Here is a 14,609-nt window from a genome sequence, read left to right on the forward strand (position 1 = left end):
CAATGTGCATACAGGTGATATGAACGTCGTGAAGATGTATTAAAAAGTAGTGTAACTTTCCGTCTATTTAGTAAAGAGTCAAACTAGCAGTCGCGATTACTGAATACAAAAGTTTAGCTTATGCAACAGCGAGACTAAGCAGTTCATATCAAATATCAGCAACATTCCAATGCTCAGCACTGAGCTTGCGTCTGAAGAGTTCGCTATGATTGAATCTGTGCGACTCCTTCCAAACGCAGTTAACAAAGTAGATACTGCTGAAAATCCTAAAAAATGGCGACGGTCCATACACACATCCTTGAATTATTAGTCAGATAGCATGAAAAAAACACCTAATAAAGAAGGTGATAAATAGACTAACTGCAAATAAATTAGAATATTTCATGTATGAAGAAAGGCTCTAATTGCTGTGAAAAAACGAACATAAACGATGACTTATCACGCTCAATCTCCTACATTGAGTTGAGCGTGATATTGTGACGTATAGTAAAAGAGCTTGGCATGAGTGAGAAAATCACTAGTTTGCGAGCAGAAAAAAGCCTAATATTGATCTAAACTAGTGAACCTGCTTTCTATAGTATCTTAAGTTATTCACCCTACTTTATCGCATTCAGCTTGTGATATCGCCTGTTCCATCGCTGTAATTAAAGTTCGTATTTTGCGCTCGATATTATCTACCTCACCGGTTTTCAAGCTCGCGTCTATATCTGAAGAAATATGGTGGATTTGTTCACAGTCAAACATACCTGCCGTACCCTTTATTGCATGAATAGATTTAGATAATCCATCAAAATCTTGATATTTAATCTGATTTTGTAATTGTACCTTTTGTTCATATAAGCCACTGATATATTGTTGCTTTAAAGCCTCGAACTCTTCATCAGGTAAATCTAGCTCATCATCAACCGCTATATTTAAATAATGACTTACTTTTTGATTGAATTGAGCCCTATCAATTGGCTTTGACAGGTGATCCGTAAAACCTAGCTTCATATAACGCTCAATTTCATGACGCATTGTATTTGCTGTCAATGCGATCACCGGCGTACTGCACCCCGTTGCTTGAATAAAGTTCAGCGCTTGCTCACCATCCATTACTGGCATCTGAATGTCCATCAAAATTAAGTCATATTCATTGTCTAATACAGCCTGTACTGCCAACTGGCCATTTTCTACTGTAGTCACGTTTAGCCCCATTCGCTCAAGAATACGTTTAATCAAACGGCTATTGTCACTATGATCTTCCGCTAATAATACATCGCCATTAAGCTCATCTTGAGTATGAAGAGGTTGTTCTTGTCCTACTTGACTTTGATTGACTTGATCGAAATTAGTTAACCACTTGGTTTTCTCAGTTGTAAATAAACCCAGCTTCAAGGTGAATGCAGTACCTGCCCCCACTTCACTTTCAACAGAAATATCGCCATCTAGTTTACGTGCTAAGCTTTTTGAAATATTGAGTCCAAGACCAGTGCCACCATATTTTCTCGATGTAGATGAATCTGCTTGGTAAAAAGCGCTAAACAACTCTTTTTGTTCGTCTTTTGCCATTCCAATGCCGGTGTCTTTAACACAGATAAGTAATTTTTCGTCTATACACCTTACTTCAATTGAGATTTTACCTACTGTTGTAAACTTCATAGCATTAGATGTCAGATTAAGTAGTATTTGCCGAAGTCTAGTTGGGTCAATTACTACATAATCCGGCAATGGAAAATGATAGTTCAGCTCAAATTCAAGCCCTTTATCTCTAATTTGTTTACCAAGTAATGACTCAACATGCGCAATTGATTGAAATAAGTTAGCTTCTATTAACTCAATTTCTAAGCGGTTCGCCTCTATTTTTGACATGTCTAATATATCGTTAATAAGGCCCAGTACGTGACGTGAGTTTTGTAAAATAACGCTGATAGCATGGTTGCGTTCATGCGGTTTAATGTCACCTAGCATGATGCCGTCTGCATAGCCAATAATTGACGTCATAGGTGTTCTGATCTCATGACTCATATTGGCTAAAAAACGACTTTTTGCTTCACTTGCATCGCGCAACTCAGATGCTAACTGCTCTAGTTCATACGTGCGTTTGAGTACCTTTGATTCAAGGTTTTTATTAAGTTCAATGTTTTCTTCACTGGTTAGCCTAAATTTATCTGCTACCGCAAACGCCAACAACATTGCATCTAAAGCGATGCCGGTTAAACCAAGCAGGTATAAATTAAGTGTAGAGGGAGGTAGTATTCCTAAGTTGGTTAAATTACCAATCATGTTGGGGACCATCATGGCAACATACGCAAGCACAAAGTAGCGTGCTGGCACGAAGCCATCCAGCATGCACCTAACCCCAATGTACATACCCAGACACAATGCAGTCCCTGTCATGACCGTTGCCCACAAAAACCCAAAGCCTGGGAACAAAATACAAAAGGGTAAACCTGTTGCAGAAACAACGCCTACCCATATCGACACTGTTGCTAAATTAGGGTGGGTTTCTTTGAGTTTTAGGAGGCTATTATAGAAAAGGACATTAGCAATTGGTGCCAATGCAAAACCTAACCAATGTAAATGGGCTGAGTAAAACCCAAATAACTGATCAGAGATATGAAAAAAGTGGCTCCAAGCAAAAACCCATACGCCAGTAAAAATAGCGTAGTAAAGATGTGTAGTATCTTTAGAGCCAATGTATATTAATAGATTATATAACCCCAAAACCATGCCTACACCAAAACACAGCACCATAATAAGGTTTTCTCTAACCACCAAGTTTTTAAACTCAGTAACTGGTTTAATAACAAGCTTTGTCGGCGTATAAAAAAAATCGCTTTCAAACATCGTTATTAAGTAGTAACTTTCACCCGGTAATAGCCTAATCGTATTCCCATAGTGAAATGCAAATTCATTTGTGTTCTTTCCTCCAGTGTAATAGCGTTGAACTTCTCCACTGTGGTGATAAATCCTTGTTTCAATACTCGACATAACTGTATTGTATGGATAGAGCACCATTTCTTCTTGCTGTGTATTATTGGTTAGTTCAACGACTAACCAATAACGGCCTGAAAAAAGAGTGGTAGAAGGTAATATTTCAAGGCTATTGGACCAACCTTCTATTGAGTTAAACGAATCGGGAAATAATGTATTGTCTTTCGAAGCAAATAATGCAGCATGATCATGTAGATTAACATCATAGTTTTTTGTGTCATAAGAAAAAGGCTCACCAAAGCTCGGCAAGGTAAGAAATAAACTCATTATCACAATCAATCTAATCAATAAATGCATACAATGCCTTGAACGATTCAACTCTACAGGCAAGCACTAGGCCTTGTTTACTTGCCCATGACACCTTACCGTAAGTATTGGCTATTACTGTCAAAAGCGATAGGTAAAATCAAGACCAACTCGTCTACCCTCACCTTTAAAGTCTTCTAACATGCCAAGAAATTGGCTTAAATCAAACTTAAGATGGCTATATTCTCTATCAAATACATTTTTAGCCCAAATATTTGCTTGCCAATTTTGCGTACGATATTGAGTATTAAAGTGCCACAACGCATAACCGGTTTGCATCGCATATGGGTTTTGGTTTTGATCAAAGTAATACTCGGATTGATAGTCAACTCCGATTGTAGTCACAACATCGGCCTCGTCTAACATATATTCATAACTTAACTGCGCATTCGCATTAATTTCCGACGTAAAAGGTAAACGCTTATTTGAAAGAGTGATGCCCAATGGATCGGTATAATTCTCAAACTCAGCGTGAGGGATAAACCCAATTCCGATATTGAGCATAATCGCGGTGTTTATCTTATACTCTATATCTGCTTCAGCGCCATAAATTGTTGAAGAAGCAACGTTCTCTAGTAATTGAATTGGAGGTAACCCAGGCTCAGATGCGGGTTGATTCATAAACACTTGTTGGTCTTGGTAGTCATAATAAAATAACGCCCCGCTTAGCTTAACCCCCATTCCTGATAAAGTGAGTTTAGTTCCTACTTCATGTGCATTTAACGATTCTGGACCATAATCTGCATTCTTTGCCTGTTCAGGACTCGATAGATAGCCACCATTATATCCCCCGCTCTTATTTCCATTCGAAAAACTATAATAAACCATTCTATCTGCTGAAAAATCATAATTTATGGCAACTTTACCGGATAGCCCATTATCATCACTTTCACCAATGACATGGTAAAAGGGCATAAGTAAACCTTCAGGCTTGGTTTGATCTACCACACTGTTGATCATAGATACTGAATCGTATTCAACAGACTCGTCGCTATAGCGCACACCGGCTGTAATACGCGTTGACGGTAACCATTGCCATTCGTACTGTGTAAATAAAGCCGCCACTTTTGTTTTTATATCATTATCATAAAAAAACATAGCTGATGCAGCACCAAACGGTGTACCGCGTAAGTCTCGGCCTAAGTCATTATAATTGTCTTGATACAGACGCTCTTCGAATAAAAAAATACCCGCCGTGAGGTGATCTTTTCCTATTTTTTTATGGTACCTCAGTTCATTATTAAGCAATTCGGCTTTCAAACCTAAGCTGCCTTCGCATAACTTAGCTGGCGAACCATCACAATTAAACGCATGACTCCTATCTAAGCGGTTGAAGGCATTTAACCAGACTAACGTGCTGTTATCATCAATATCCCAATTAACTTCTGCAGTCCAACCCTTCCCGATACTGTGATGAGGAGAATCATTGTTAACGCTTACAGCCCAGAAATCACCGCTACCATCGTTAAATCCAAACTGATCCACACACCCGCCTTGTGAAGCAACCGCCGCTGAGCAAGTCACTAAATTAACAGGATCGCTATATATGCCAATATTGCCTACCGGTTGTACAATGCCATTCCAGTGGCTGTAATGCGCTTTAAAATAGAGACTTACGCTATCCCACTCACCCAAATAGCTTAATCGTGCATTATTCTGCTCTAACCCAGCTTCAGGTGACGGCTCAAATAAATTGTAACTAGTGTATTCATACTTTGTATGGCTAAAGGCAGCTCTGAACGCAGACTCAGGGCTTAGCTCATGATTATATGCGCCTTGCAGCTTTTGCCAATTATCTGTCCCAATACCTCCGGTGACATATCCATAGCTGCCCGCATCAGGTCTCGCTGAGCGGATCAATATTGCGCCACCAGTACTATTTCGACCAAATAATGTTCCCTGCGGACCCTTTAATACTTCAACTTGCTCAATATCAAACAAATCAACTAACTGGTTATTTGCAGACCCAACCGACGCTCCATCAAGGTACATCGCAACTGGAGACGTATTAGCGGTGTTGTAATCAATTAAACCAACACCTCGAATATTTACCGCTGGGGGGGTACCCTCTGCCGCATTTTGACTAATTTTCATATTCGCAACAAAATGACCAAGTTCAGTGGCATCTTTAATGCCTCTTTTTTCCAACTGAACACCGGTCACATGTGAAACTGCAATACTGACCTCATTAATAGACTGCGCACGTTTTTGTGCGTGAACTTCGATTATTTCAATAGGTTCTTGGCCTGCACGGCAGTCTTCGCTATAGATGCCAACCACAATAGACGATAGGATAAAATTTAAAGCGAGAGATTTTGTCATTTCCATACTCTTATATTGCAAATCATTAAGTTGCTGCACGAGAGTATAGTTCAAATGTAATACCATCCCAAAAATATCAATAGGTACAAAACACATTTATTACCAATAAAATAACTAAATCGAATAAAGAATAAGCACAGGGTTAATAATTTTCAAAATCGGAGGGACTTTATTGTTAATCAGCATATTTCCCTATGCTGAACACATTGTACGCGAAACTTTAAATAAACGATTTTGTATTGCCCTCATTAAATTTCCACAGCCGTCATTCTCACGAATGATGTATGCCATAGCACTAAAGAAGAATAAAATTTGAAGTAAGTAGCCTATTCACATATAGCTTCTCACTTAGCTTCAACTTTCATCAATTCATCACTTAGCATATCGATAAATCGGCGTACTTTAGGTGACAGATGTTTCCTACTAGGATAAATAACGTAAACATTAACAGTTGGTTGAGTGTATTCCGTAAACAGTACTTCAATTTCATCATTAGCTAGTAAATTATCCATATAAAATGCTGGTAATCGACACACACCTAAACCAGCTTTAACCAAAGCAAGTTCCATTTGACCGTTGTTGCATTTTATCCGCTGCTTTACATCTACTGTAAATGCCTTTTCACCCCTTTTTTCAAACTCCCAGCGACCCGGCATTTTTAAATTTGAATAACAAATTGCGTTGTGATTCACCAGCTCTCGAGGATGAAATGGTCTTCCATATTTTAAAATGTATTTTTTTGAAGCAACGATATAGGTCGGGCAAGCGTATACTCGCTTGCAAATTAAACTTGACTCATCAAGCATTGGAGCTGCTCGTACCGCTAAATCATACCCATCAGCAATCACATCAATACGCTTATCACTCAAGTCTAATTCTAGGCTGACATTCGGGTACTGTTCCAAATATCGTGCTATTACCGGCTTTAAATGATCATGACTAAAACCTATTGGGCAACTGATCTTTAATGCCCCTTTTGGGATCGAGTCATTATGAGCTACCAAATCAAATGCTGTTTGAGCATCCGAGACCAACTGCTCACACTGCTGAAAATACGCTTCCCCTTCTGGCGTCAAAGCAACTGACCGCGTAGTACGATTTAATAGCCTCACAGCTAAGCGCGATTCAAGCTTAATCACTTCTTTACTTACGTGTGAATTCGAGTGCCCTAATGCCTTGGCTGCTGCACCAAAGCCTCCACGCTTAACCACTTCAACAAAAATCAGGATCCCATCAAACAAATCATTATTAGCCATATGGAAATAGTTACTCCACTTTTAAAGTATTAACATCTTATAGGACTTAATATACACTTCTTTTCATCGAGTCAAGCGTAGTCACTATCATTTAAGTATTTCAAACCTAACAGCACGCTTACGCTCATTACCATCAATATTATTGGAGAACACCATGAAAGTATTAGCATTTGCAGCAAGCAGTAGCCGTCAGTCAATTAATAAGCAACTTGCAATGCATGTCGCGTCAAAACTAGAAAATGCTGAAGTAGAATTACTTGATCTCAATGACTATGAAATGCCCATTTATAGCTCAGACAGAGAAAATGAATCTGGGATCCCTGAACAAGCACAACGTTTTTTTGCAAAAATAACAGAAGCGGACGCCGTCGTTATTTCTTTTGCCGAACATAATGGAACATACACAGCCGCCTATAAAAATATTTTCGATTGGGCATCTCGAATTAACATGAAGGTCTACCAAGATAAGCCGGCTATTTTACTTGCAACATCACCGGGTCCGGGTGGGGCAAAGAGTGTGTTAAGTGCGGCTACAAGTTCGGCGCCTTATTTTGCTTTGGATGTAAAAGCTTCAATATCAGTACCAAGCTTTTATGACAATTTCGATATGCAAACTGAGCAAATCAGTCACCCTGAGATCATTGACCAAATCCATACTGCGACCAGCGGGTTTGCATCATAATCACTCAAGCATAATCGCCGTCTCACTATAACGACAATGATTGGGGATCATCTGACCCCCAATCAAAACATATGGCCTAATACAAATATAAAAGTGAATTAAACATCATTAAAACGTTAACAGCATCAGTGTTAGACAATACTTATCCCCTTTTTTGTTAAAACAATATCGCTCAATAAGCTGTTTCGTGAAATAGAATATTACATTTCATTATCAGCAAACAATGAAAACACACTACTTTAAATCATAAAAAACATCCATTATAATTAGTATTTTAGTCTTAATTAACCCTTTATCATTGACACTTGTTTACAAATATACGCCGATAATCATTCTCATTCGTTGACGTATCGTGTACATTGCGCCGCTGTTAATAATGAGTGGAGTATGTATGCTAATTAAAACCCGGTTACTATTATCTTTTATGTTAATTGGTCTGGTGCCAGCAGGAATAATCGCGCTATTTTCCTTACTCACGGCAAGCTCTGCGCTAGAAAAGCAAGCATATAACCAACTCACCTCGATTAAACAAATAAAACACACGCAATTGACGGATTACTTTAACGCACGTCAAGCAGATTTAGAGATATTAGTCTCCGAGTGGCAAGCTGCACATTCTAAAAAAGTAAATCAGTCTCTCAAGCAAACAGCGCAGCAACATCACAGTTTTTTTAAAACGTTTATAGAACAAAAAGGCTACTACGATTTATTTGTCATAAACCCTAATGGCTTTGTAGATTACACCGTGGCTAAAGAACCCGATTACCAGACAAGTTTAGTATCAGGTCCTTACCGAAATTCAGGTCTGGCAATACTTTACAACAGTGTACTTATTAAACGCAGTTTTGTACTGCAAGATTTTAGTCGCTATGCACCGAGTAATAATGAACCAGCCGCCTTTATTGGTTTACCTGTCATTGTAAATGGCGAAATTGAAACAATAATCGCGCTACAGCTGTCTATCGACGCAATCAATCGAATTATGCAAACACGTGATGGCATGGGTGAATCAGGTGAATCATACTTAGTGGGCGATGACTTATTAATGCGCTCAGACTCATATCTTGATCCAACAGGCCATTCTGTTATTGCAAGTTTTGCTGGCAACGTTGAACAAAACGGCGTAAATACTGTCGCAGTAAAAAAAGGGCTACAAGGTATTTCTGATACTGAAATTGTTATCGATTACAATGGAAATCCGGTACTCTCAGCATACCTCCCCTTCACTTTTTCAAATCTTAAATGGGTATTGCTCGCAGAAATTGATGAATCAGAAGCATTTGCACCAGTCTATAAAATGTATTGGGCAATTGGGTTAATTGTCATGGTCACTTTAATTGGCGTCGCGGCCATCACCATTATGATCGCAAAGTCAATCATACGCCCGCTTGGCGGAGAGCCGAGCACAATGCAATCAATAAGCGAACGCATAGCGCAAGGCGATCTTCGTCAAACCTTTGAACACGCGGACTCGCAGCAAGGTGTTTATGGCGCCATGGCGCGGATGAATCAATCATTAAATAGTATGATTGGCACTATTGTTGAGTCTACATCGCAATTAGCGAGTACCGCAGCGCAAACCAGTGCTGCCAGCAGTCAGTCTAATGCCAGTTTGCAAGAGCAACACGCAAACATCGAACAAGTTGCATTTGCAATGGAGCAAACCAATCAGTCTATCGAAGAAGTTGCCACCAATGCGCGTGTGGTGGCTGATTTAAGTCATAGTGCCGAGCAAACCTCCAGTTCCGCCAATGAAAACTTGCAAGCAACAGTTATTCAAATGCAAAAGCTAGGTGCAGCCATCGACAATGCAGAAGCGGTGATAAAACGTGTTGAAGGTAATGCACAAAATATTAGCCGCGTATTAGAGGTTATTCAAACAGTCACTGAACAAACCAACCTACTCGCTTTAAATGCAGCGATAGAAGCAGCACGTGCAGGAGAACATGGTCGAGGCTTTGCAGTTGTTGCTGATGAAGTTCGCCAGCTTGCTAAAAAGACCCAAGAGTCAACAGCTGATATTGAAGGAATGATCAATAATTTGCAGTCAGGTACACATCAAGCGGTTGAAGAAATGCACCTTTCTATCGAGGCAACCAAACTGACCATTAATGCTGCAAACGACAGTGCAACGTTGCTTGAAGATAGCGTACAACAAATCAATCAAATTGCACAAAGCGCTGAAATGATTGCCACAGCTGCTCATCAACAAACCATGACCACAGATGAGATTAAGCATAACGTTGAGTCAATTAAACAAGCAGCTGTTGATAATGCAGCTGGCGCAGATCAAGTCTCTTCTGCGAGCTATGAATTAGATAGATTAAGCAAGGATCTTAAAAACGTCACTGAAAGCTTTAAACTGGCTAATTAACTCAGCCCAAAATAAAACGCCAGTGCACTCACTGGCGTTTTTAAACCTAAGTTATATTAACGTGTTACAGTACATCACCTTATAGCTTTCTGGTGATCATCAAAGCGAAAGCCAGTAATAGGCTCGATACCACTAAGCAAGCTTCTAACCCATAACTTTGATAAATCAAGCCTGAAAAAACCGTGCCAAATAAACGACCCATTGCATTAGCCATATAGTAAAATCCAACATCCAACGACACGCCATCGCTATCTGCAAGTTTGACAATTAAATAGCTATGCAATGATGAATTAACCGCAAATAAAGCGCCAAACACCAAAAGTCCAATAACAACAGTAACGAGTGGAGCTATATCTAGTACTAAGCCCGCCGCTATCAATAAAGGCACCAAAGTTAATGGCGTAGCCCAAACCACAGCCGCTCGGTTACTTTGTGCAATGCTGCTCGCTTTACCTGTGATTTTAGGCGCATTCGCTTGAACTAAACCGTATAAAATGACCCAAGTTGCCATAAAGCCGCCTACCCAAGTATGATCCCAGCCAAATTGACTAGATAGGTAGACAGGTAATGCAACAACAAACCAGACGTCTCGAGAGGCAAACAAGCATAACCGCGCCGCAGAAAGTAAATTAATCGCCCGACTTTTAGAGAAAATCTCCGAGAATTTAGGTTTATTTTGCTTTTTACCTAGGTCTTGCTTTAACAAGCATAAGCTCACCAACCAGGTCAAACTCAACACCCCAGCCATTAGCCACAAGGCACCAGAAAAACCGAGCCATGTAAGCAACACTGCACCAAGAAAAAAGCCAACCCCTTTTAAGGCATTTTTTGAGCCAGTTAACAAAGCAACCCACTTATACAATGTGCTATCTGCATCTTTGGGGATCAATAATTTAATGGCACTTTTGGCACTCATTTTATTAAGATCTTTGGCTATTCCTGATAACGCTTGTGCCACCATAACATAAGCAACGGTTAGCCATTGAGGGTCAATGGCTAACATGGCAATAGCGCCGATTTGTAAGAATAACCCCACATTCATCGTTTTATTCAAACCCAAGCGTGCACCAAGCCAACCACCGAGCAAATTGGTAACAACACCAAACATTTCATAAAACAAAAATAGCATGGCAATGCTAAGCGGGCTGTATCCTAACTGATGAAAATATAACACCACCAGCATGCGCAGCGCGCCATCAGTCAACGTAAAAGTCCAATAGTTTGCCGTGATCACTAAGTATTGCTTTAGCGCTTGTGATAAATGTGGAACGGGCATAATATTCTCTAACTATTTTGTGCAATAACATAACGAACAAGGTCGGCCGTACGATTTGCATAACCCCATTCATTGTCATACCACAAGTACATTTTTACTTGGGTATCGTTAATAACCATTGTCGATAATGCATCAACAATACTGCTGCGCGGATCTGTTTTGTAATCAACCGATACTAACGGTCTCGTTTCATATCCTAACACCCCTTGCATATCACCATTTGCGGCTTCTTCCATCCAACGATTGATCTCTTCAGCTGTTGTCGCTCGACTGACTTCAAAAACACAGTCAGTAATAGAGGCATTTGCAAGAGGAACTCGTACCGCATGGCCATTAAGTTTACCTTTTAATTCAGGAAATATATGTGTGATTGCAGTCGCAGAACCTGTCGTTGTTGGGATTAGGCTTGCCCCACATGCTCTCGCTCGACGTAAATCTTTGTGCGGCGCATCTAAAATGGTTTGCGTATTGGTTATATCGTGAATGGTCGTCATTGATCCGTGTACGATACCAATCTTATCTTGTAACACTTTAACAACCGGTGCCAAACAATTGGTCGTACACGATGCTGCAGTCACTATTGGGTGTACTGATTTATCATATAAATCATGATTTACACCCATAACAACATTCAACACGCCCTCTTCTTTAACTGGCGCAGTCACTACCACATGTTTAACACCTTGTTGCAGATATCCTGATAGCTTTTCTGTGGTTTTAATTTTTCCAGATGCTTCGATAACTAAATCACAGTCAGACCAATTCGTCTCTTTAAGCAACGTGTTTTGTGTCACTGCAACCTGCTGCTCATTAATAATGATGTTTTCGCCTTGCGCTACCGCTTCATGCTCCCAACGCCCATGTACAGAGTCAAAATTCATCAAGTGTGCCAATGTATGTGCGTCACCAGCAGGATCATTAATGCGGATGATCGAAATATTGACACTGTTAAATAAAGCGCGCATTGTTAAACGCCCCATTCGGCCAAAACCATTAATACCAACTTTAATCGTCATTTTTTTCTCCTAAGTTCTCTGTATCACAGCATGATAAAACACGCTCAGGCCTAGAGCCCATTGCATTAAGTTTTGTCTGTGCCGCACTATAGTATGCTTCGTTATCTTTATGTGTCTGCGCCAATGTTATTAATGCCCATTGAGGCAACGCATCGTTTACTCTGTAATAAACCCACTGCTTATGTTTTCTATCTAATAACAGTTTTTCTTTACGTAATTGCGCAAGGTGACGAGACACTTTTGGTTGGCTTTCATTCAGCGCGACCATAAGCTCACATACGCATAACTCTTCTTCTTGCTGAATGAGTAATAACGCTTTTAAGCGTGTTTCATCCGCTAAGCATTTGAAGAATTTGACCGGATCCATACTGACTCGCTATCAATTGATTACATATGAAATATCATATATTCGAATTTCCATATGTACAAGTATAAATTTAGTCTGACACATTTTGTAATAAAAAATTCATTGATCATTACTTAAATCGGTATAGGTTAATAATTACCCAAGGAACCTTGGGCATTCAAAATTAAGGAATAGTTATGAAATTAACCTTGAATAAAAAACAAATAAAAACACTTATAAATGAAAAATCAGATTTAAATTTAGATGCCACACCGCAAGTAGCTGGTGGCCGACCTAAAAGTTGGTGGGGTGGCTGCGGCCCTTCTATGGATAGATTTTGCTATGAAGAGTCACTATCTCCTCGCTTTTGTGAAGGCTAACCTAGTAAATCAATAAAGCACTTTTAGGGTGCTTTTTTCTTGCCATCCATTAAAGAACGCATAATCGGCCTCTATTTATTAAATTTGATACTAATCTTTCACCTAAATCGGCATAATAGGACAAAATAGTTCAACAAGGATTTAACATGAGTGAGCAAAGTTCAAGCTTTGAAGTCAACTTTGATGGTTTAGTGGGCCCAACACATAACTACGCAGGTCTATCCTACGGTAACGTCGCATCTTTAAATAATGCTGATGCAATTTCTAACCCCAAAGAAGCTGCACTACAAGGCTTAGTCAAAATGAAAGCCATGCACGATATGGGGTTAAAGCAAGGTATATTCGCTCCTCATGCCCGTCCAGACGTTTCTGCATTGCGCCGACTGGGTTTTACAGGCAATGATGCACAGGTGATCAACAAAGCAGCAAAAGAGTCTCCTGTATTATTGAGAACTTGCTATTCAGCGTCAGCCATGTGGACCGCCAATGCTGCAACTGTATCTCCTTCTCAAGATACCACTGATGGGAAAGTACATTTCACCAGTGCAAACCTAAATAATAAGTTTCACCGTTCATTAGAGCCCAGTACAACCAGTAATTTGCTCAAAGCAATGTTTAATGATGATGAAGCCTTTGCACATCATACTCACCTACCCGACCAACCATTTTTTGGTGACGAAGGCGCAGCAAATCATACTCGCCTATGCGATGAACATGGTGCAAAAGGGTTAGAGGTGTTTGTGTATGGTGCAAGCAGTTTAAATCCACAGATAGTCGGACCAAGTAAATTTCCTGCTAGACAAACATTAGAAGCGAGTGAAGCCGTTGCTCGCTTACACCAAATCCCACAAGAACAACGTATTTTTATTCAACAAAACCCTGATGTTATTGATCAAGGCGTGTTCCATAATGATGTTATCGCTGTTGGCAACGCGAATGTTTTATTTTGCCACGAGCAAGCATTCTTAGATCAAGCACACGCATTAACTAAGATTCGTCAAGCTTACACTGGCGAAAAATTGCACATTGTAGAAGTGCCGACCCATGCGGTCAGTGTGCAAGATGCCGTAACTAGCTACCTGTTCAATAGCCAATTAGTTAGCCTTGCTGATGGCAGTATGATGCTGGTTGCGCCTGAAGAATGTGTTAAAAATCCAAAAGTCGCTGACTATATTGAGTTTATGCTGGGCGCTAATAACCCTATAAATTCAGTGAAATTCTTTGATTTACGTCAAAGCATGCAAAATGGCGGAGGCCCTGCTTGTTTACGTCTACGAGTTGCACTCACTCAGACAGAACTAAGTAAAGTCAATCAAGCGACATTAATGAGTGAAGAAAAATTTAACACGTTAAACCAATGGGTTGAAAAACATTATCGAGACAAATTGAGTGATCATGATTTGGCAGAACCACAATTACTCGTTGAAACTCGCACGGCGCTTGATGACCTTACTGGAATATTAAATCTAGGGAGTGTTTACGAATTTCAAAAGTAAACGCGTACTAAAAGACACCTTCTCTTTAAAGGCTACAAACTCTCTGTAGCCTTTAACAAGCCTGTACTGATGTGTTGCCACTCCTATTTATATTTGTATTCAAAAATATGACATGATAAGTTAAATTGCATACAATATACATAAATAGACATTCCTATGCTACGTACTTTTATTATACT

10 protein-coding genes are annotated in these 14,609 nt (G+C 39.7%); 4 read left to right on the top strand and 6 right to left on the bottom strand.

Going from position 1 to position 14,609, the window contains the following annotated elements; all coding sequences use genetic code 11:
• Positions 1-591: 591 nt before the first annotated feature.
• The 3 genes from PCIT_RS13110 to PCIT_RS13120 all read right to left on the bottom strand — a co-directional run bounded on the left by PCIT_RS13110 (position 592) and on the right by PCIT_RS13120 (position 6,860).
• Positions 592-3,273: a 7TM diverse intracellular signaling domain-containing protein gene (locus PCIT_RS13110; protein ID WP_010364607.1), complete on the bottom strand. Its 2,682-nt coding sequence runs from the start codon at positions 3,271-3,273 to the stop codon at positions 592-594.
• Positions 3,274-3,363: 90 nt separating this feature from the next.
• Positions 3,364-5,604, bottom strand: a complete 2,241-nt coding sequence (locus tag PCIT_RS13115) for a TonB-dependent receptor (protein ID WP_040697191.1) — start codon at positions 5,602-5,604, stop codon at positions 3,364-3,366.
• A gap of 344 nt (positions 5,605-5,948) precedes the next feature.
• The gene (locus PCIT_RS13120) at positions 5,949-6,860 is read right to left on the bottom strand and encodes a LysR family transcriptional regulator (RefSeq protein WP_010364603.1); all 912 of its coding nucleotides are present in this window, start codon (positions 6,858-6,860) and stop codon (positions 5,949-5,951) included.
• Positions 6,861-7,014: 154 nt separating this feature from the next.
• Here PCIT_RS13120 and PCIT_RS13125 point away from each other — a divergent pair, with 154 nt between their 5' ends.
• Complete coding sequence (locus PCIT_RS13125) at positions 7,015-7,542, top strand: NADPH-dependent FMN reductase (protein ID WP_010364601.1); 528 nt, start codon at positions 7,015-7,017, stop codon at positions 7,540-7,542.
• Between the two features lie 391 nt (positions 7,543-7,933).
• A complete protein-coding gene (locus PCIT_RS13130) occupies positions 7,934-9,916 on the top strand; it encodes a methyl-accepting chemotaxis protein (RefSeq protein WP_010364599.1) in 1,983 nt (660 codons plus the stop codon).
• 79 nt (positions 9,917-9,995) lie between these two features.
• Here PCIT_RS13130 and arsJ read toward each other — a convergent pair whose 3' ends face one another.
• The 3 genes from arsJ to PCIT_RS13145 are packed head-to-tail and all read right to left on the bottom strand — an operon-like array spanning position 9,996 to position 12,575.
• Positions 9,996-11,192 (bottom strand): organoarsenical effux MFS transporter ArsJ, encoded by a 1,197-nt coding sequence (gene arsJ / locus PCIT_RS13135; protein WP_010364598.1) that lies wholly within the window; start codon positions 11,190-11,192, stop codon positions 9,996-9,998.
• Positions 11,193-11,200: 8 nt separating this feature from the next.
• A complete protein-coding gene (locus PCIT_RS13140; protein ID WP_010364595.1) occupies positions 11,201-12,208 on the bottom strand; it encodes an ArsJ-associated glyceraldehyde-3-phosphate dehydrogenase in 1,008 nt (335 codons plus the stop codon).
• Positions 12,198-12,575: a metalloregulator ArsR/SmtB family transcription factor gene (locus PCIT_RS13145; RefSeq protein WP_010364593.1), complete on the bottom strand. Its 378-nt coding sequence runs from the start codon at positions 12,573-12,575 to the stop codon at positions 12,198-12,200. Before PCIT_RS13145 ends, PCIT_RS13140 begins: the two co-directional genes overlap by 11 nt.
• Positions 12,576-12,751: 176 nt before the next feature.
• On the opposite strand from PCIT_RS13145, the gene PCIT_RS13150 reads away from it, so the two are divergent.
• Positions 12,752-12,934 (top strand): hypothetical protein, encoded by a 183-nt coding sequence (locus tag PCIT_RS13150; RefSeq protein WP_010364591.1) that lies wholly within the window; start codon positions 12,752-12,754, stop codon positions 12,932-12,934.
• 146 nt (positions 12,935-13,080) lie between these two features.
• Positions 13,081-14,430 carry an N-succinylarginine dihydrolase gene (gene astB / locus PCIT_RS13155; RefSeq protein WP_010364588.1) on the top strand — a complete coding sequence of 450 codons (1,350 nt, stop codon included), beginning with the start codon at positions 13,081-13,083 and terminating at the stop codon, positions 14,428-14,430.
• Positions 14,431-14,609: the final 179 nt, after the last annotated feature.

The sequence above is a fragment of the Pseudoalteromonas citrea genome (genome assembly GCF_000238375.3).
Taxonomy (GTDB): domain Bacteria; phylum Pseudomonadota; class Gammaproteobacteria; order Enterobacterales; family Alteromonadaceae; genus Pseudoalteromonas; species Pseudoalteromonas citrea.